This window comes from Limosilactobacillus caecicola, from assembly GCF_943192935.1.
In the GTDB taxonomy this organism is placed as follows: domain Bacteria; phylum Bacillota; class Bacilli; order Lactobacillales; family Lactobacillaceae; genus Limosilactobacillus; species Limosilactobacillus caecicola.
Genome location: NZ_CALPCI010000001.1, coordinates 266,451 through 285,090 on the forward strand (window position 1 = coordinate 266,451; position 18,640 = coordinate 285,090).

An 18,640-nucleotide genomic window follows, 5' to 3' on the forward strand; every position below is an offset into this window, starting at 1 on the left:
GACTACGAAGTCGTAAACAACTTCTGTCACGTCCCTTTTTTACAATCTTCTACTTCCGATTATAGTATTCAAACCGGATATCATCATCAGTCATCACTAGTTTAGACAAACTCCCGTTGGCTGGGCGTTCCGTAATATCATATTGGCCTTCACCGTAACGTTCGACGATACTCAAACAGGTATTCCCATGGCTCACCCACAAAACGTTTGCATTGTCCGGTAAATCCGCGTCACGAATCAATGCGATCCCTTTGCCCATCCGCGCCCAGTACTGCTGGTTATTTTCCGCATCGTGGAATGGATCCGCATCATGAAGCCAGTCTTTGGCAGTCCCAATTGAATGCTTCGTAACAATCTCTTTAAAAGTCTTTAGGCCATGTGGGGCCCCTGCCATGTACCAAGCCTGGTCCATATTGGTTCCCTCATATACCCCATAAAATTCTTCACGAAAGTATGGTGACACGGTCGGTTTGTTAACCGAGTCAGCTTCATTCAAATCTAAAATGGTTTGACAAGTTTCGATCGCCCGCGGTAAATCCGAGCAAAAAGCCGCATCGAAATGGGTCGTCTTTAATCGTTCAGCGACCTGCTGGGCGTCTTGCTGCCCTTTTTCAGTTAACGGCGAATTACTCCACCCCTGTAATTTGTTGTAGATATTATAGTAAGTTTGTCCATGACGTACTAAAAATAGATTTCGTTTCATTCCCACCAACGTCCTTTCTAAATCTAGCATCATTCTACCACCAATCAGAATCATTAAGATTAGGCTACATTTTATCTAGGCGTACTGAACCTTTTTATAATGTGTTAAAATAGGGAGCGTTGAAAAAATCGACTTTAGATCAAATTCTGGAACTGCGAGGATATTTCCTAATGAAAAAACTAGGTCAACTTGTGGACACCCGGATTGGCTTTTGTGGCCTTCTGGTCGTCCTTTTTTGGTTGAAGACGCTCCTGGCGTACTTTACCGATTTCAAACTAGGCGCCACTGGGATTGTGCAGTACGGCATCCTACTATTTAATCCGTTAGCAACCACAATTTTCCTATTTAGTCTGGCGTTTTATTTCAAGCGTTCCCGCTTTTTTTACCCAGTCTTGATGGGGATTGATATTTTAAACACCTTATTGTTGTATTTAAACGTCATTTACTATCGTGAGTTTACTGACTTCATGACCATCGCAACGATGACGGGGTACTCAAAGGTGAACCAAGGATTAAGCGGTAGTTCACTCGCCTTAACCAACGTGCACGACCTCCTTTATTGGGCCGATATTGTCATTATTCTGTTATTAATGCTCTTCCGAGTGATCAAGTTTGACCCTCGCGCAATTAGTCACCGGCTCGCCTTTTCCTTCACCTCATTATCAGTCCTACTGTTTGGCCTCAACTTAATGGTGGCGGAATTCAGCCGTCCCCAATTATTAAGTCGGACCTTTGACCGTTCCTACATCGTTAAATACCTCGGGATCGATGCTTTTACTGGTTACGACTTAGTAAAGTCTCAACATATCGATAATATGCGAAAGAGCGCTAAACGTTCTGAAATGATCGCAGTTAAAAAATTTACTGATCAGCACTTTGCCCCGGCCAACCCGAAAATGTTCGGTATTGCTAAGGGCCGGAATGTCATCGTCATTCACCTGGAAAGTTTCCAACAATTTTTGATTGACAAAAAGATCAATGGTCAAGAAGTGACCCCATTCTTAAATTCCTTGTACCACGGAAGCAACACCTATGCCTTTGATAATTTCTTCCACCAAGTTGGTCAAGGAAAGACTTCTGATGCGGAAAACATGCTGGAAACGAGCACTTTTGGGTTATCCCAAGGTTCCTTGTTTGCCACATTAGGTAGTGACAACACCTTTGAAGCTGCCCCCGCAATCCTCAACCAACGGGCTGGCTATACCAGCGCGGTATTCCACGGAAATGTCGCTAGTTTCTGGAACCGGAATAACGTCTACAAGAATCTTGGCTACCAATACTTCTTCGACGCTAGTTATTATGATACGTCCGGTGATAAAGCTACTGGGTATGGTTTAAAGGACAAGCTGTTGTTTGCTAACTCAATTAAGTACTTACAAAACCTCCAGCAACCGTTCTACGTGAAGTTCTTAACCGTTTCTAACCACTTCCCATTCACCATTGATGATGAGGATAAGGATTCCAATTTCCAAACCACCAATACCGGTGATTCAAACATTGATGGCTACTTTGAAACGGCCCACTATTTAGACCAATCACTCCAAGAATTCTTTGCTTACCTGAAAAAGACCGGGTTAGATAAAAAGTCGATCATCATGATTTACGGTGACCACTACGGAATTTCTAACTCCGAAAACAAAACCTTGGCTAGTGTTTTGGGCAAGAGTTCTGATAGCTGGACCGACTTTGATAATGCTCAATTACAACGGGTTCCATTAATGTTTGTAATTCCCGGATCTGGTGGTCACGGTGGTATTTACCATACTTATGGTGGTGAAATTGACGTTCTGCCAACGTTGCTCCACCTTCTGGGAATTAGTTCCAAGCGTTACATCATGTTTGGTACCGACCTCTTTAGTTCCAAGCATAGTCAAACCGTGGCCTTCAGAAACCACGATTTTGTGACCCCTAATTACACCAGTATCAGTGGCACAATTTACAATAATAAAACCGGAAAAGTCGCTAAACTAACTAAAGCGCAAAAGAAGCGTTTGAAAGCGGCACAAAAATTAGTGAATAAAGAATTGAGTCTTTCCGATTCACTCAACGAAAAGAACCTCTTACGCTTCTACACACCAAAGGGCTTTAAGAAGGTTAACCCGAAGAACTACAATTACTCCAACGGCCTGAAGAAAGCCAAAGCAATCGAAAAGAAGAAGGGTAAGAAATCAACCAGCATCTATAGTGAAAATGGTAATAAGTCCACCGTTAGTGACTACTCAACGAATGCTCCTGAACAAAAGCACTCTAAGACTGATTCTAACCGGATTAAGATTACCAACCCAGATGGGAATAATTAAATCATTATGCGCGATGAAAATCTGTACTGACTTTCATCGCGCATTTTGTATTTCCCAGGAAATATCATGTTATACTTACTTAATATAAGGAGGACTGTCCAATGGATAAACCGGAAATTCAACAACTGATTTTGCAAAACGCGCACCGCCGTTATGCTACTAAAAAGTACGACCCTAATAAACACATTCCTGACGACGATTGGCAAACCATTCTTGAGGTGGGCCGTCTGTCACCAAGTTCGTTTGGCTATGAACCTTGGCAATTTGTTGCCCTCAACAACGAAGCTGCCCGTCAGGCGATCAAACCGTTTGCCTGGGGTGCTGCCAACAGTATTGCCGGTGCTGATAAGTTGCTCGTCATTTTAGCCCGTAAAAACGTCACCTACGATAGTGAATATGTTGAACACATGGTGAATGACATCAAGCACAAAGACTACTCACCAACTTCAGCAGTTTCCCAAAACTTCAAGACGTTTCAGGAGGACGACCTTGGCCTCCAAACACCTGCTGATGTTTTTCAATGGGCGGTTCGCCAGTGCTACATTGCAATGGCGAATATGCTAAATGCTGCAGCAGCGTTGGACATTGATTCTTGTCCGATCGAAGGCTTCAACTATGCAAAAATGAATCAGTTTATGGCTGACCACCACTACATGGATCCGACCATGTGGGGAGTGGCCGTGATGGCCAGTTTTGGCTATCGTAACCAAGAGATTACCCCAAAGGTTCGTCAGCCACTTGCTGATATTTACAAAGAAATCAATTAAAAAACAGGTGGAACTGCTTAGTGTGGTTCCACCTGTTTCTTTGCGATTAACGATTAATTTTCAGCGAAGAACTATGGGTCGCCATCCGTTTGTCCGGATAAAGCTTTTTTGCTAAAGCATTAATAGCGATCGGCCCTTCACCGAGGCCAGTTGCAATCAATGGTGCCTTACCAGGATACGTATTACCATCACCAATTGCATACACTCCTGGAACACTAGTGGCCATCGTGGAATCAACCCGAATTAAGTGTCGATCCGTTGCGAGATCAAGTGACCAATCACTTAAGGCCGCATTATTAGCCGTAAATCCATAATTAACCAGTACATGATCGACATTTAAAGTCGTTTCATCATCGCTACGCATCTTTTTTAATTGCAGTGTCAGCGTCCCGTCCGCTGCCTGGCTAATTTCCCGTGGTAAATACGGTGTTCGTAATTGCACCGTTGATTCTTTCAGTCGGGACAACGTCATTGGGAGACCCCGGAATTGGTCTCGCCGATGAACCAAATACACTTGCTCAGCTACCGGTTCCAACATCATGGCCATATCCATCGCTGAATTACCACCCCCGAGCACGGCAACCCGTTGGTGAGCAAAGTCAGCTTTGTGTTGAACAAAATAGTGGATTCTTTGTGGATCGACCTGTTCCACCCCGTTCACCGCGAGTGGACGTGGCGAAAATGCACCATTACCCAGGGCAATCACGACGGCCTTAGTCTGTGATTGTCCTTGATTAGTCTTAATTAAGAAACCATCATTAGTTTGTTCAACCTCCGCCACCGTGGTCTCAAGTGACTGGTCAATATCGACAATGGCCAGTTGTTCTTCTAAATCGGCGATCAGCTGTTCTCCAGTCACACCTGGCTTGCCGGCAACGTCCCAGATCTGCTTTTCCGGATACAGTGCCCGTACTTGACCACCTAATTGTGGTAAGGCTTCGATCAGTTGTGTTTTTAGTTCATGCAATCCAGCATAAAAGGCAGCAAACATGCCTGCCGGACCGCCACCAATGATGGTGACATCGTAAAGTGGTTCTTTCATAGGCTTTCTACCTCTCCATTATTCAAAGGATATTGAACTAATTGTAACATGACATTATTCAGGATGTTCTGAACATCGAAAACGCTCTCGTAAAATTTTGATTGTATTTTCGTGCAAAATCGCGTAAAATAGAGGTGCATTCAAATAATTTATTTATGGAGGTAGGGTTATGGCCACTAAAAAGATGATTTTGGATTTGGATACCGGTGTTGATGACGCATTAGCCATTGCTTATGCGACAGCGGCCCCTGATGTTGACTTAATCGGGATCGTTTCATCATATGGTAACAATCTCCTGGACGTTTGTGCACAAAACAGTTTAAAGCTCCTCGAATTACTGGGACAAACCGATGTCCCGGTTTACAAGGGACTCCCTCATTCCAGCACCAGCGACCACTTTGATGTCATGCAAGTATCGTTAGACATCCATGGTAACAATGGGATTGGTGAAGTTGAACTACCAGATCCCCAACGCCAAGTCGAAAGTGAATCCGGGGTTGATTTCTACATTGAGGCTGCCCATAAGTACGGCAAAGACCTGATCATTGTACCAACTGGTCCAATGACCAACTTAGCTGCTGCCTTAGAAAAGGATCCTTCGATTGCTAAACTAATCGGTAACGTCACCTTCATGGGTGGGGCTTTGACCGTGGAAGGAAACGTCACTGGCGCTGCAGAAGCCAACATTAACCAAGACGCTGAAGCCGCTAACGTTGTGTTGTCCAATCCTGACTTGCCATTAACAATGGTTGGCCTTGATGTGACCCTGCGGACCCTGCTTACCAAGAAGGAAACCCAACAATGGCGTGACCTCGGTACTGCCGCCGGAAAAGCCTACGCTGACTTAACTGACTTTTACATCGATGCTTACTACAACCTGGACATCGACAAGAACGGTTGTGCTCTCCACGACCCATTAGCCGTTGGGGTCTCATTAGATCCTAGTTTTGTTCAAACTATCAGCCTCTTTATGAAGGTTGTTTATGAAGGAGCGGATTATGGTCGGACCGTTGGTAACAACGCGAAGTTAAATGATCCTAATCCAAACGTCAAGGTGGCAGTCAACGTTGACAAGGAACGTTACTTAAAGACCTTTATGGATTACTTAACCAACCTCTTCAAAGAACACTAATCAAATTAATGAGCTCGCCATTCGGCGGGCTTTTTTTGTGTCCAACAGCCCACGGAAAGTTATTTATTATTTGTAAGTGTCGCTTTAATTATTTTTTAGACCACGCTCTGTGGTTAGGCAATTCACAAATTCCACCCGATTCTTTTCTAGGTCTTGTGGATGATTTGACTTTAATCCACAACATCTTGTGGATAACCCTATTTTTGTCCACAGCTTATCTCACAAGTCCCGTTATAACAGCCTTCCTAGCTATCGATTAGTTGTGCACAATTTATCCACACCCTGTTGATTTCTTTGCTCATCTTGCGTTACTGACCCGTTTTCGGTATGATAAACGTAAAATGTAATTATCTTTGTCTGGGGTGCCATTGGCTGAGAAATACCCATCGAACCTGCTCTGGTTAAGACCAGCGAAGGGAGATCACAAGATTAGCAATCAATGATCACGATTAATGAACACCCTGCGGACACTTTTTTGGCCACCAGGGTGTTTTTTTATGAGGTTGCATGATGAACGAACAAATTCAAATTGATTCTTTACAATTTAGCTACCAGGACCAGCCACCAATCCTACAAATTCCCCACCTGACAATTCCACTCCACCACCTGACCCTCTTGCATGGGCCTTCTGGGAGTGGCAAGTCGACGTTCCTGAAAATCTTGGCAGGATTACTTCCTAAATATGGGGGATCCCTATCTGGTAGGATCACATTCCCAACAAACGTGAAACCGGCCTTAATGTTCCAAGACCCCAGCATGCAATTTGCCCTGGATACTCCCCGTCACGAAATTGAATTTGCTCTGGAAAACTTACGGGTGCCGCGTCATAAGATTCCAAACCGCACCGCGGCTGCCCTGACTGATGTCGGGATCACTAAGCTGGCTGACCGCCAGTTTACGACCCTCTCCGGTGGAGAACAGCAACGCGCCACCCTCGCCGTCATTGTGGCGATGCAAAAAGAGATTATCCTGCTAGATGAACCGTTCGCAAGTCTTGACCACCACAACCGTGATCTGATCTTGCAACAACTAGTTAAATTACAGCAAAGGGGCAAGACCATCATTATTGCCGACCATGATTTGTCTGCATACACCCAGCTAGACCCGAATGTAATTTCTTTTCGGGAGGATGTCCGGACACTAACTCCATCGGAACGCGAACAACTCTTTCAGCAGTTCCGTTCACTTTCCCAGCCAACAACAAGCCTTCCTGATCCTACAGCCGCCGCGGCAATTACCCTTCAAGACTTCACGCTCTCCCGGCAAAATTCCTGCCTCATCCAACAGGAGCAGCTGAACATTATAAAGAGCCATATCACCCTCCTAACTGGTGAGTCTGGTTCTGGGAAATCGACTCTCTTTCAGGCCTTCATCAATTTAGTCCCCCATCAAGGAAATATACAAGTTAACCAGCGGCCCCTGCGCAAGTATTCACGACGTCAACTAGGTCAAACCATCGGCCTCGTGTTTCAAAATGCGAATGACCAGTTTATGAACGTCACCGTGAATGATGAACTCAACCTTAGTTTGACACACGGTCACCATCCCTATTTTACGCAGCAAAGACTTGCAACCGTCTTAAAACAGCTTGGCCTCAGCGAACTCAAGGAACGGGTGGTTTATTCCCTCTCGGGGGGCCAACGGAAAAAGTTGCAGATCCTCCTTATGTTAATGATGGGACAACCCATTTTATTAATGGACGAGCCATTTAGCGGCCTTGATTCCCGTTCCATTAGGGCAGTGATCGACTTAATTCGCAACTGCCAAGTGGTCCAACCACAAACGATCATAATTATTAGTCACCAACTGGCTGGTTTGGCAGACCTGATTGATTACCATCTCGTCTTAGATCACCAGCACTTGCGATACCAAGGAGGCGCGACCCGATGAACCCGAGTTTAAAATTACTATTGGTCATCATTATTTCCCTGGAAATATCCTTCACCAACAAAATCGTGGTGAACTTACTATTAATTGGCATCGCCCTGGTTGACTTATTGTGCCACAAAGTGAAATGGCAAACTTTGGCCAGACTAATTCTGCTTCCTCTTTTTCCGGCACTAGTGATCGCCATCACCATCCGCTGGTTCAGTCCTGGCCACAGCACCTTTTATGCTTTGGTAATGGTCAGTCGACTCTATGCCTACTGCTTCTTAGGGGCAGTGGTGACGACTTCCACCTCACTATTAGAATTAGCGCATTCGTTGGAACAGAATGCCCACCTTCCTGCCAAGTTTGCGTACGGCACATTAGCTGCGATTAACCTCATTCCCAAAACGATCCAGGAAGTTAAAACGATCCGGGTGGCCGCGCAAATGCGTGGGATCATGCTGCACTTTTGGTCACCCCAGCTTTACTTTAAAGCAATCCTATCAGCTTTGAAGTGGTCAGACGACCTTGCCCAAGCAATGGAATCCCAGGGGTTTGTGGAGGGCCAACCACGCACCCACGCCCGGATCATCCGCGTCCGGCCGCTTGATTGGTTCATCACCGCCAGCAGCCTCATTCTCCTGCAGACGGGCTTAATTTGGTTACCGTAATATTTCTTGTTATACTGGTCTTAAAAAAGGAGTGTTAATTTTGAACCGTGTTCCCACGACAAGTCGTGTATTAAGTTGTTTGGCTTACCTGAGCATCCTCTTTCTACCGGTCATTTTGCCATTAATTATCTGGATCGCTGACCGGCAAGACCGCTACGTTGTCCGCCATGCTAAACTCGCTTTCTGGTCACAGATTTTCCCGGCACTTTACGTGCTCATCGCTCTCTTGATGTTCTTCATCATGGGCGCCAGTGGTGTCGCCCAAATTCGCACTGCGGGTGGCTGGATTTTTGGTATTCTGACAATCATTGCCCTCTTGATTTCGTTATTGCTGTACATCTACAACCTCGCCATGGCTGTCGGTGTTTTAATCAAACGTCAATAGGATCTTATCGGCTTACTAAACGTGCTCCGGTGACGTTTTGTTAAGCCTTTTTTATTAGTTCATTCTTGCGAAAGGAGGCCGACCATGGCAACCGTTATTGGAATTTTCCTGTTACTCGCCGCCGTTGTCATCGCCAACATCGTGCATTTAATCTGGCCGGTGGTCCCCTTAGCCATCTATCAAATTGTGGCGGGGGTCATTTTGGCGGTCATTCCAGACCTCAAAACATTTCAACTCGAGCCAGAGATTTTCATGTTACTCATCATTGCCCCGTTAATGTTTAATGACGGTCAAAATACTTCCTCGAAAAAGTTGGCCCGCAGTTTCTCGCGAACGATGTCGATGGCAGTTTACTTGGCCCTGGTTACAGTGATTATCCTGGGACTTGGCCTGCATCTTTTTCTTCCCCAGTCTTTTTCATTGCCGATCGCATTCATGTTGGCCGCCATCATCACACCGACTGACGCGGTCGCGGTTAAATCACTCACGACGAACGTTGAAATGCCAGGAAACGTTAATCTAACCTTGGAACATGAATCCCTCTTCAACGACGCCTCAGGAATTGTCCTGTTCAGCCTGGCGGAGACCACGTTAATCTCCGGTAAATTTTCCCTCGCGAATGGGATTTGGACCTTCGTGTACGTTTTCTTTGGTGGGATCATCTTTGGAACGATCGTTGGTACTTTACTAATCAGATTACGGACGGCCCTCCTCGCCCGTCACGTGGATATCGCGGCGATCGTAATTCCAATCAATATCATGACGCCCCTGCTCATTTATTATTTGGCAGAAGAATTACACCTCTCAGGGATTTTAGCGGTTGTCGCCGCAGGGATTATGCACAGTATCCTTTATGATCGTCTGCACCTGACTTCGACGAAGGTTCAAATTGCCACCACGACCATCTGGAACATCATTTCCGAAGCCCTCAATGGCCTGGTCTTCGTCTTTCTGGGACTAAGTCTCCCCATGGTAATTAATCATATTAAACAACTCCAGACCCTCAAAATTATTGGCATTGCCGTCATTCTCTATGTAGTCATGACGGGACTCCGTTACCTGTGGTCGCGGTTTGGATTGGTGGACCTTCATTCGAGAACATTGAAACAAAATCCCCGTCGCGACAGTCTTTTGCTTGCCATTGGTGGGATCCACGGTACCATCACCATGGCGATGGCCTTTTCCATCCCCATTTTGGCAACCGCCAACCGCGTGGCAATGAGAAACGCGCTTATTTTAATCGCCGCTTTTGTAATTTTAATTAGCCTCCTTGTTGGAACCGTTGCGTTTCCCCGCCTACTACCTAAGAAACAAGCCAGTTTTTCGCGCACTGAGTTTCAAAAAGCAATGACCGCTACCGTTCAATTCGCCATTACAGAACTCACCAATACAGAGGACCAAAATCGGGAAAAATCGTTGGTGATTGACCAGTTAGCAAGTCAGATGACGATGCGTTCCCGGTTAAATACCGAGGTCTACAATAAACTGTTGCAAAAATGTCACCAGGTCGAACTAAATACTTTGGAAGAATTGGTTGATGACGATGTCATCACTCCTCAGCAAGAGCGCGCTTATGCCTTACTGATGGTTCGAGATGTTTTCAATCATTCTAACCACGGTTTTTGGGACCTCTTCTCCATCATTTATCAGCGACTCCATTGGTTGCGGGTCCGCCACAAAATGCATAGGTTAGCTGAAAAACATCCAGAGATTCAGCAACGCCACCTACAACGCTTTAAAAATTTCAACGACGAAATGAGTAGTACCCTGCGGATCATTATCCGGCGGATCAATAAGTACCTGAATGAAGTGCAAACGACGCAAAACGCTTTTGAAGTGGCGGCTGTCCGGCGAACCTACCTCAACCGGTACCGGTTTGCCTCCAGAAGGGACCAGCTCGACGCAGATCAAATGACCAGCTACTTCATTGACGCTTTCCAAAGCGAGCACAGCTATATCCAACAGCAAGCTGCCGCCGGAAAGATGTCTTCTGAATTAGCAAACGCCTTAAATGAACAGGTTTCGACTGACCAATTAGTCTACATGCAGTCGCTCAACTAAAAAGCACGCCCGCGGGCGTGCTTTTACTATTTCACATATTTAGCTAAAAATTGTTGAACGTGTTGTTGGTATTGCTGTGGTGCCGTCTGGAAAGACTTGGCATGTGCTGCCTTTGGGACAATCCATAATTCCTTTGGCCCCCGCGTTGCTCGATAGTTAGTGTAAACCATCTGTGTTGGGACGAAATTATCCTTCGCACCGTGGATAAAGAGCATTGGTCGGTGGTTATGATGAAGTGACGCAACCGAACTGGCCTCCGTCGTAAAGAAGCCGTTGGCAATCCGGTTGACGATACTGAGTGACAATTCTGCTGGTTTAGCAACGAACGCCGGTAAATGATACAGAGTGCCCGCTTCGTGATCTAACTCGGCGGCCAAACTGGTGTAACCACAATCTTCGATAAAGGCCTTAACCTGCTTTGGGAGCTTAATTCCACTGGTCATCATCGTCGTGGCACCACCCATGCTGACCCCGAACATCACAATTTGGCTCTTTTGACCGTTTTTCTTAATCAAGCGGTTAATCCACTTGCGCTCGTCATACCGCTCTGGCCACCCATAACCAATGTACTTACCTTGGCTTTGACCATGCGCTCTCGCGTCTGGTAGGAGGACGTTGTAACCCAGTTGATGGAACATCGCAGCATACGCCCCCATCGTTTCCTTATTATTCATAAAACCATGACAAATTAAAACACTCTTGGCCGTTGGCTTGCTAGCCGGAATGTAGTCAGCAACCAACCGGTAGTGTTTGCTAGCCGACATCATCGTCCATTTTTGCTTATGGACGTTTTTAAACCACTTCTTTTGTTTATAAAGTGGATCAGATTTCCGTAAAGTCTGTTGATTACTACTAATGAATGACTTGTGTCCTGGAACCATGCCGACTTTGAAAAAGTATAGCCCAGCTGCCAACCAAAGGACCACTAAAATACCACAGATCCAGGCAAGCCAGCGCCATAAATGATGTTTTCGTTGTTGTTTCATGTTTTTCATTTCTCTCCTATCCCAATCATAGCGACCATTTTAGCGCATTTAGGAGGAAAATGCAGCAACATTTTCCACGAAGCGTGGTTCGATGGTAAAATAGAGCTAGCTAACAAAAGGGGGAAGTAATGATGTTTCCTGAACGTCTTCGAGCTTTACGACGCGGACAAAAGATTACTTTAAAACAGCTCGCCACCGAGTTAAATAAAAATTTAGAGCCAAATGAACGCCCCAATACCGCTTCACAAATTGGTAATTGGGAGCGGGGCATTCGGACACCGTCCTACATCGAAGCCAAAAAATTAGCGGAGTTCTTTGACGTGAGCCTCGATTACCTCACCGGTAAAGAGGATCACGACGATTACGACCTCGCTAAATTATTCTTTTCAAGTAAGAATCTCACATTTAACCATACCAAATTATCTAGCGAAGACCGCTACGAAATTTTCCAATTAATCGACGGTTACCTCACTGGTCGGAACCACCGGAAAGATACTGATACCTTCTACGGTAAGCAAGAAGAACTCAATTTGCACTTTAATTAAGAAGGCCGCCCATGAATCCAAAACAACTTAAAAAACTAAAAAAGCAATACCACCGGGCCCATGCCGCAGTCAAAAAGACCCCCTATATTCAGCAATTAGAGCAGTATGCAGATTTGTTTAAGGATTTTTCCAGCATCAAATTTTTGATTAACAACGCTCTACTGAGCGACCGGCTCTTACGTTCCGGACTTCTTCCCCAACCATTGCCAAAAATGCTCTTGCCTGACGACATCCAGGACACCATTTTCCAGCAAGTGAATGCTGAGTACCCAAAAGGTGATCCGCGCGGTGATAAATTGTGGAATCAGTATAGTGCGGCCCTGCCGAAATTAGATCGCCTCCTACGGAACTTTCGTGATTATCTCGAAGAGACCTACGGAATGTGGTCGTACACTAATTCATCCTTTACCAATTCCTTGAGTAAATACCTTGCGGGCAAACCAGTTCTGGAAGTGATGGCCGGCAATGGTTACCTTTCCAAGGGCTTGCGGAATAGTAACCCCCACCAAGTCATTTACACAACTGATAGTCAAGCCTGGACAAAAGAAAACGAAACCGGTAAACACCCCGTCACCCCAATTGAACGACTGGACGCATTCGCGGCCGTCCAAAAATACGGACACCAGGTTGACTTCGTCATCATGTCCTGGGCTCCCGACAAGGGTGAACAAGATTGGGAACTCCTGCAACTACTCCGGAACGATTATCCAGAGCTTCAGTTCCTCGTCATTGGTGAAAAGGACGGCGCCACCAATTCACCAGCCTTCTGGCAAAATGCTCACCTGTCACAGCCGACCGAGCTTCAGGAGGTTAACCAATACTTGAAATCGTTTGACTTAATTGATGAACAAATTTATCTGGTAAAATAAAAAAACAGGATTGGCAGAAACTACCAATCCTGTTTTTGTGTATTGATACTATCTCAGGTCAACTAAGACGTCCACTTCCTAGTTAACCAGGCACCCTGCAATCCGGCAGGTTAACGTGCCCCACTCGAAATGTCTAATGGTTGCAATTTGGGTCGCAACCAGACCTCTCGACTCATCGCATATTTCATTTTACCATACTTAAAGTAAGTAACGCAAGCACTACTTGCTGTCTTCCTTGGCCTGGTCGGCTTCCTTCCGGTTAGTGGTGGCCATTGATAACTGGTTCGCCACCCATTCTTGGAACTTGGTAACCAAATCGGTGGCACTACTGAAGTCGTCACCACTAGCCAGTTCGTCAATCCGGAGACCAGAGTTGTTAAGATGGTCGCCTTCAGCCACCATGTACACATTGACCGTATATTGTGGGTCGCGGTCCAGTAACTTCGGGTCCAGCCGTTGAGCCTCTTTCATCGGAATATTAATCAAGTTCGTTTCTAAGCGAACGCTTAGTGGATCGCCAATGGGCATTTGCACGTTCCACTCATAACTGCACAGGTAGCCACTAGCCAGTTGGTCCTCGATGTATCGGAGCCCCGGAATAATAGTTATTTCCTGTTGGATCTTTGCAACTGTCGTATCGACCGTCGTCCTCTGGACATGATCACCTTCCAGTAAATTCAAATAATCACCATACGTTAATTCCATTATTTCATCCCCCGATGATCTTTTCGATACTTGTTACGCATATACAGTTCACGTTGCTTAAAGCCCAGCACCAGGCCATAGACACATAGGACTAGGCCAATGATCGCTAATAATTGAATTAACAACCCAAATGGGGTGGACTTCCCATGAATTTGCAGAAGCCCCCCAAGGCTAATGATCCCGTAATACAACATTGCAATGATCGTTGCATAATTTGAAAAGTGCCAATCAGCCACCGCGAGGAGAACCACAATGATCATGATAATGACCATCATCGCGAGGGTGGTTAATGCACTGCCCGACGTCCAAGCGATCTCATGTTCATTGAACATCACGAACTCAATGACCATCGCAATAATTAACGTCACAATCGTAACCGCAATAATCTTCACAACATTATTTTGTTTTTGCATAAAATGATATTCCTCTCAATTAGTACCTTCTATTTTACTATCCAACGTAGAAAAGCTCAATTTGTTCTATATATCCATGGTATCATAGATAAAAAGACAGAAAGGGAATTTTATATCATGGCAATTCAAAGCTACCAAAAGGTCCTCGCACCAATTGATGGGTCCAAACAGACGCCAATCGTAATGAAACGGGCAATCCAAGCCGCCCTGCATAACGACGCTCACCTGGACATTCTCAACGTTGTCCAAATTAACCAAGTCACGGAGGGGTTTGCCTCGTTAACCGACCTTAGTGATGGTAAAACCCACGAATTGGTCCAAATTGTGGAGAAACGCCTGCGTGATTTGGAAAAGCAGGCTCAAGATGCCGGGGTAAAGTCCGTTAATATTCACATCCGGTTTGGTAGTCCTAAGCTGGTCATTTCTCGCGACTTTCTGCGTGACCACCATAATGACCTGATCGTGATGGGTGGGACTGGAGCGTCACGAATTGAGCGCTTATTGCTCGGTTCCACCACGGGATATGTGGTTCGCATGGCGCCATGTGATGTCATTGTGGCTCGACAAAAAAATGTTCGTAAATAATCATAAAAAAGGGGGTGCGGATTTTTCCGCAGCCCCTTTTCTTATGAATTGCAAACTAGTCTAAGTTCAATTCTTTTTTTACTAAATCGGCAACTTCTTCGTTCGTGTCAAGGTCCATCGCCTTTTCAACCAGCTTTGCACAATCCTTCGTATCCAAGTTCTTCATCATTGAACGCGTCCGCAGGATTGAAGAAGCAGACATGGAGTATTCATCCAAGCCCATCCCCATCAACAGTGGGAGTGCTAGTTCGTCACCAGCCATTTCACCACACATTGCAGCCTTCGTACCATGACGGTGTGCCGCTGCGATGACGTGGTTAACTAAGCCCAAGAATGCTGGGTTCAGTGGTTGGTAAAGGTAAGAAACCGCATCGTTACCACGATCGGCAGCAAAGTTGTATTGGATCAAGTCATTAGTACCGATACTGAAGAAGTCAACTTCTTCGGCCATCTTATCAGCATTGATGGCTGCTAATGGTACTTCGATCATCATCCCGATCTTAATGTCATCACCTAAGTCACGGTGATCCTTTTGCAATTCAGTCTTGCATTCTTCAAAGATCTTCTTAGCTTGCCGCAGTTCCGCCAAGGTCCCAATCATTGGGAACATGATGGAAAGTGGTCCAAATTCAGAAGCCCGGATCAAGGCCCGCAGTTGGGTCTTGAAGATTTCCGGACGGTCCAGGCAAATCCGGATGGCCCGGTAACCCAAGAATGGGTTCATTTCTTCTGGAAGTGGCATGTAGTCCAGTGGCTTATCCCCACCAATATCAAGGGTCCGGACAACAACCGGCTTCCCCTTCATGCCAACGATGGCTTTCTTGTAGGCTTCGAATTGTTCATCTTCAGTTGGGAGGTGGTCAGCACCCATATACAAGAATTCTGAACGGAAGAGGCCAACCCCATCAGCACCCTGCTTCATTGCATCTTCAACGTCATCAGGGGTCCCAATGTTCGCAGCAATTTCAAAGTGCTTGCCATCCTTAGAAACGGAAGGAGCGTCAACTAACTTTGCCCATTCTGCACGTTCCTTTTCAAAGGCGTCGGCCTTAGCTTGGTAGTCCTTGACCTCATCATCAGATGGGTCCACGATGATGTCACCGTGTAATCCGTCAGCAATGATCATTTGACCATTTTTGGCGTTTTCAGTGATGTTTTCAGCACCGACAACGGCTGGAATCCGCAAGGTCCGGGACATAATTGCGGCGTGGCTGGTCCGACCACCCAAGTCGGTAACGATCCCCTTAACGAACTTCGCATCCATCTGTGAAGTATCAGATGGGGTAATTTCCTTTGCAACAATAACTACGGGGTGATCAATGCCCGCGATATTTGGTAATTGCTTCCCCATCAAGTGGCTCATTGCCCGCTTAGCAACGTCCTTAACGTCAGCGGCCCGTTCTTGCATGTACTTGTTGTCAGTCATGGCTGCCAACATGTCAGCGAAGTTGGAAGTTACCTTGTCAACGGCAGCTTCAGCACTAGATTGATTGTTAGTAATGTCATCCTTGATTTGACCCAACATTTCTGGGTCAGACAAGATCGCGATGTGGGCATCGAAGACTTCGAGTTCTTCGTCAGCTAGACGGCCCTTGGCGTTTTCCTTGATCTTTTGTAATTCAGCAATTGAATCATTGAAGGCTGTTTCCACCCGGCTGTATTCTGCGTCAGCATCTTCAACTTTTTTATCCTTGTCGTAGGATAAGTCTGGGTCGACCAACAGGTAAGCTGGGGCAATCCCAATCCCATCACTAGCGGCAATTCCTTTAATGTCTTTTGACATGGTCATTCTCCTCTTCCTCATTAAATTTAATTAATCACAGTTAATAATTATAAACCGTTTTCATGATGATTACTACAGCAAATGACAAACGCTTTCAAAATTACTTTTTAAAAGAGGCTGAGAAGCTTCCCAGTCTCTTAAATGATCAATTAAGCTTTCTTGGCGTGGTCCTGGGAGTGGGCGTTGTTTTGACCGTAGTAAGCGTTGGCGCCGTGCTTCCGGTAGTAGTGCTTATCCAACAGATATTGTGGCAATTCCAGGTTGGAACGAGTCAATTGCATTGCGTGGTAGTCTTCTTCAGCAACGACTTCCAGAACCTTCGCGTTGTAAACCGCCTTGTCTGGCGTTGGTCCCCAGGCAAATGGACCGTGTTGCATAACGAGGGCAGCTGGAGTGGCTTCGTAGTCGAGCCCCCGTTCGTTGAAGGTCCGGACAATCACCTTCCCAGTATTGCCTTCGTAATCTTCTTCAATTTCTTCCTTCGTCAACGCGTCAGCAGCTGGAACATCATTGTAAAAAGTATCCGCATGAGTGGTGTTCAAAGCTGGAATATCCATGTGCGCTGCCGCAAAGGAAACGGCCCATGGTGAGTGGGTGTGCACAATCCCGCCAATCTTTGGGAAGTGGTTATAAAGATAGGTATGAGTTTGGGTGTCAGAAGATGGGTTGTAATCCCCTTCAACAACTTCACCCTTCAAGTTAACTACAACCATGTCTTCAGGCTTCAATTCATCATATGGCACCCCAGATGGCTTGATGACGTAAAGGCCCTTTTCACGATCAATCCCAGAAACGTTCCCCCAAGTAAAGGTTACCAACCCTAACTTTGGTAATTGCATGTTGGCTTCATAAACTTCTTGCTTTAATTCTTCGAGCATAATTTTCTCCTTTAAATTACTTCACAACTGGTTCTTGGTGAATGCCGACTTCTTTAAAGATTTGGTCAAAGTACTGTTTAGCAGCTTTAATTTCATCAACCGGATCTGCATCACCGTTATCCCCAGTCCACATTTCAATGGTGTAGCTGCCGTTATAATCCAGCCGCACCAGTTCTTTAAGTAAGCCTGGGAAGTCGACACAGCCTTCCCCAAATGGCACGTTCTTGAATTGGCCTTCAAAAGTTGGTGTCACGGCCTTGGTATCTTTAAGGTGAACGGCCACCACATCATCAATGTGCTTTTCAAAATCAACTGGCACATAGTTTTCTGGCCAAGCACTGAGGTTTCCCAGGTCTGGATAAGCTTGCAGCCACGGACTGTGAATTTGCGTCTTTAATTCACTAATTTTACCGATGGAATTCAAGAAGGGGTCATCCATCGTTTCGATCGAGAGCATGACCATCTTCTTGGCCGCCATGTAAACACATTTAGCTAAGTTTTCGACATACAGTTCACGTGACATCATCGTCTTGTCTTCGTAATAGACATCGTAGCCTGCCATTTGGATATTCCGGATTCCTAAATCAACGGCCAAGTCAATTGCCTTTTGCATCATTTCTAATGACTTTTGGCGAACTGCCGGGTCCTTAGAACCCAGTGGGAAACGCCGGTGGCCGGATAACATCATCGTATTAATCCGACTGTTGGTTTCCCACATTGCTTGACGGAACTCTGCCCGTTGTTCCTTGGTCCAGTCCAACCGCGCGAGCCGTTCATCACTTTCATCAATTGAGAATTCCAGAAAGTTAAAGCCCAAGTCGTGAACTAATTGAAACTTTTCTTTCCAAGTCAGGTCTTGTGGTAAGGCCTTTTCGTAAATACCGATTGCATTTTCTGTCATAAAAAGTGATTCCTTTCTAACAAAAAAGCAATGACGAACCAATTA

The 18,640-nt window shown here is 45.7% G+C and carries 18 protein-coding genes and 1 riboswitch; of the genes, 10 read left to right on the top strand and 8 right to left on the bottom strand.

Going from position 1 to position 18,640, the window contains the following annotated elements:
* Positions 1-49: 49 nt before the first annotated feature.
* The gene (locus NFR43_RS01315; RefSeq protein WP_251545688.1) at positions 50-703 is read right to left on the bottom strand and encodes a histidine phosphatase family protein; all 654 of its coding nucleotides are present in this window, start codon (positions 701-703) and stop codon (positions 50-52) included.
* A 170-nt stretch (positions 704-873) separates the two neighbouring features.
* Here NFR43_RS01315 and NFR43_RS01320 point away from each other — a divergent pair, with 170 nt between their 5' ends.
* On the top strand, positions 874-3,003 hold the full coding sequence (locus NFR43_RS01320) for an LTA synthase family protein (protein ID WP_251545693.1): 2,130 nt from the start codon (positions 874-876) through the stop codon (positions 3,001-3,003).
* Between the two features lie 101 nt (positions 3,004-3,104).
* Entirely contained in the window at positions 3,105-3,770 is a 666-nt protein-coding gene (locus NFR43_RS01325) for an NAD(P)H-dependent oxidoreductase (protein ID WP_251545695.1), read from the top strand.
* Between the two features lie 46 nt (positions 3,771-3,816).
* On the opposite strand, the gene NFR43_RS01330 is transcribed toward NFR43_RS01325, so the two are convergent.
* Positions 3,817-4,812, bottom strand: coding sequence for an NAD(P)/FAD-dependent oxidoreductase (locus NFR43_RS01330; RefSeq protein WP_251545697.1), 996 nt, complete (start codon positions 4,810-4,812; stop codon positions 3,817-3,819).
* 169 nt (positions 4,813-4,981) lie between these two features.
* On the opposite strand from NFR43_RS01330, the gene NFR43_RS01335 reads away from it, so the two are divergent.
* The 5 genes from NFR43_RS01335 to NFR43_RS01355 all read left to right on the top strand — a co-directional run bounded on the left by NFR43_RS01335 (position 4,982) and on the right by NFR43_RS01355 (position 10,930).
* Positions 4,982-5,944, top strand: coding sequence for a nucleoside hydrolase (locus NFR43_RS01335; RefSeq protein ID WP_251545699.1), 963 nt, complete (start codon positions 4,982-4,984; stop codon positions 5,942-5,944).
* A 348-nt stretch (positions 5,945-6,292) separates the two neighbouring features.
* Positions 6,293-6,380, top strand: a riboswitch (TPP riboswitch).
* Between the two features lie 74 nt (positions 6,381-6,454).
* Positions 6,455-7,834 carry an ATP-binding cassette domain-containing protein gene (locus NFR43_RS01340; RefSeq protein WP_251545702.1) on the top strand — a complete coding sequence of 460 codons (1,380 nt, stop codon included), beginning with the start codon at positions 6,455-6,457 and terminating at the stop codon, positions 7,832-7,834.
* Positions 7,831-8,484 (top strand): energy-coupling factor transporter transmembrane component T family protein, encoded by a 654-nt coding sequence (locus tag NFR43_RS01345; protein WP_251545703.1) that lies wholly within the window; start codon positions 7,831-7,833, stop codon positions 8,482-8,484. Before NFR43_RS01340 ends, NFR43_RS01345 begins: the two co-directional genes overlap by 4 nt.
* 31 nt (positions 8,485-8,515) lie before the next feature.
* Positions 8,516-8,869, top strand: coding sequence for a DUF4870 domain-containing protein (locus NFR43_RS01350; RefSeq protein WP_251545705.1), 354 nt, complete (start codon positions 8,516-8,518; stop codon positions 8,867-8,869).
* A gap of 84 nt (positions 8,870-8,953) precedes the next feature.
* Positions 8,954-10,930: a cation:proton antiporter gene (locus NFR43_RS01355; protein WP_251545707.1), complete on the top strand. Its 1,977-nt coding sequence runs from the start codon at positions 8,954-8,956 to the stop codon at positions 10,928-10,930.
* A gap of 26 nt (positions 10,931-10,956) precedes the next feature.
* Here the strand turns inward: NFR43_RS01355 and NFR43_RS01360 are convergent, their stop codons facing one another.
* Entirely contained in the window at positions 10,957-11,916 is a 960-nt protein-coding gene (locus NFR43_RS01360; protein WP_251545709.1) for an alpha/beta hydrolase, read from the bottom strand.
* A gap of 131 nt (positions 11,917-12,047) precedes the next feature.
* Between NFR43_RS01360 and NFR43_RS01365 the strand changes: the two genes are divergently transcribed.
* Both NFR43_RS01365 and NFR43_RS01370 read left to right on the top strand, forming a co-directional pair.
* A complete protein-coding gene (locus tag NFR43_RS01365; protein WP_251546199.1) occupies positions 12,048-12,461 on the top strand; it encodes a helix-turn-helix domain-containing protein in 414 nt (137 codons plus the stop codon).
* 11 nt (positions 12,462-12,472) lie between these two features.
* Positions 12,473-13,330, top strand: coding sequence for an SAM-dependent methyltransferase (locus NFR43_RS01370; RefSeq protein ID WP_251545711.1), 858 nt, complete (start codon positions 12,473-12,475; stop codon positions 13,328-13,330).
* Positions 13,331-13,549: 219 nt separating this feature from the next.
* Here the strand turns inward: NFR43_RS01370 and NFR43_RS01375 are convergent, their stop codons facing one another.
* Positions 13,550-14,035 carry a hypothetical protein gene (locus NFR43_RS01375; protein ID WP_251545714.1) on the bottom strand — a complete coding sequence of 162 codons (486 nt, stop codon included), beginning with the start codon at positions 14,033-14,035 and terminating at the stop codon, positions 13,550-13,552.
* Positions 14,035-14,448 carry a hypothetical protein gene (locus tag NFR43_RS01380; protein WP_251545716.1) on the bottom strand — a complete coding sequence of 138 codons (414 nt, stop codon included), beginning with the start codon at positions 14,446-14,448 and terminating at the stop codon, positions 14,035-14,037. Before NFR43_RS01380 ends, NFR43_RS01375 begins: the two co-directional genes overlap by 1 nt.
* Before the next feature lie 117 nt (positions 14,449-14,565).
* Here NFR43_RS01380 and NFR43_RS01385 point away from each other — a divergent pair, with 117 nt between their 5' ends.
* Positions 14,566-15,033 (top strand): universal stress protein, encoded by a 468-nt coding sequence (locus tag NFR43_RS01385; protein WP_251545718.1) that lies wholly within the window; start codon positions 14,566-14,568, stop codon positions 15,031-15,033.
* Between the two features lie 55 nt (positions 15,034-15,088).
* Here NFR43_RS01385 and ptsP read toward each other — a convergent pair whose 3' ends face one another.
* From ptsP to NFR43_RS01400, 3 genes are all read right to left on the bottom strand, one after another.
* A complete protein-coding gene (gene ptsP, locus NFR43_RS01390; RefSeq protein ID WP_251545720.1) occupies positions 15,089-16,816 on the bottom strand; it encodes a phosphoenolpyruvate--protein phosphotransferase in 1,728 nt (575 codons plus the stop codon).
* Positions 16,817-16,965: 149 nt separating this feature from the next.
* Positions 16,966-17,694, bottom strand: coding sequence for an L-ribulose-5-phosphate 4-epimerase (locus NFR43_RS01395; protein WP_251545722.1), 729 nt, complete (start codon positions 17,692-17,694; stop codon positions 16,966-16,968).
* A gap of 16 nt (positions 17,695-17,710) precedes the next feature.
* Positions 17,711-18,595: an L-ribulose-5-phosphate 3-epimerase gene (locus NFR43_RS01400; RefSeq protein WP_251545724.1), complete on the bottom strand. Its 885-nt coding sequence runs from the start codon at positions 18,593-18,595 to the stop codon at positions 17,711-17,713.
* Positions 18,596-18,640 lie beyond the last annotated feature (45 nt).

Excerpts from the sequence above, each read along its gene's own strand:
- NFR43_RS01315 (WP_251545688.1), bottom strand. The coding sequence starts at position 703 with ATGAAACGAAATCTATTTTTAGTACGTCATGGACAAACTTACTATAAT.
- NFR43_RS01320 (WP_251545693.1), top strand. The coding sequence starts at position 874 with ATGAAAAAACTAGGTCAACTTGTGGACACCCGGATTGGCTTTTGTGGC.
- NFR43_RS01325 (WP_251545695.1), top strand. The coding sequence starts at position 3,105 with ATGGATAAACCGGAAATTCAACAACTGATTTTGCAAAACGCGCACCGC.
- NFR43_RS01330 (WP_251545697.1), bottom strand. The coding sequence starts at position 4,812 with ATGAAAGAACCACTTTACGATGTCACCATCATTGGTGGCGGTCCGGCA.
- NFR43_RS01335 (WP_251545699.1), top strand. The coding sequence starts at position 4,982 with ATGGCCACTAAAAAGATGATTTTGGATTTGGATACCGGTGTTGATGAC.
- NFR43_RS01340 (WP_251545702.1), top strand. The coding sequence starts at position 6,455 with ATGAACGAACAAATTCAAATTGATTCTTTACAATTTAGCTACCAGGAC.
- NFR43_RS01345 (WP_251545703.1), top strand. The coding sequence starts at position 7,831 with ATGAACCCGAGTTTAAAATTACTATTGGTCATCATTATTTCCCTGGAA.
- NFR43_RS01355 (WP_251545707.1), top strand. The coding sequence starts at position 8,954 with ATGGCAACCGTTATTGGAATTTTCCTGTTACTCGCCGCCGTTGTCATC.
- NFR43_RS01360 (WP_251545709.1), bottom strand. The coding sequence starts at position 11,916 with ATGAAACAACAACGAAAACATCATTTATGGCGCTGGCTTGCCTGGATC.
- NFR43_RS01365 (WP_251546199.1), top strand. The coding sequence starts at position 12,048 with ATGTTTCCTGAACGTCTTCGAGCTTTACGACGCGGACAAAAGATTACT.
- NFR43_RS01370 (WP_251545711.1), top strand. The coding sequence starts at position 12,473 with ATGAATCCAAAACAACTTAAAAAACTAAAAAAGCAATACCACCGGGCC.
- NFR43_RS01375 (WP_251545714.1), bottom strand. The coding sequence starts at position 14,035 with ATGGAATTAACGTATGGTGATTATTTGAATTTACTGGAAGGTGATCAT.
- NFR43_RS01380 (WP_251545716.1), bottom strand. The coding sequence starts at position 14,448 with ATGCAAAAACAAAATAATGTTGTGAAGATTATTGCGGTTACGATTGTG.
- NFR43_RS01385 (WP_251545718.1), top strand. The coding sequence starts at position 14,566 with ATGGCAATTCAAAGCTACCAAAAGGTCCTCGCACCAATTGATGGGTCC.
- ptsP (WP_251545720.1), bottom strand. The coding sequence starts at position 16,816 with ATGTCAAAAGACATTAAAGGAATTGCCGCTAGTGATGGGATTGGGATT.
- NFR43_RS01395 (WP_251545722.1), bottom strand. The coding sequence starts at position 17,694 with ATGCTCGAAGAATTAAAGCAAGAAGTTTATGAAGCCAACATGCAATTA.
- NFR43_RS01400 (WP_251545724.1), bottom strand. The coding sequence starts at position 18,595 with ATGACAGAAAATGCAATCGGTATTTACGAAAAGGCCTTACCACAAGAC.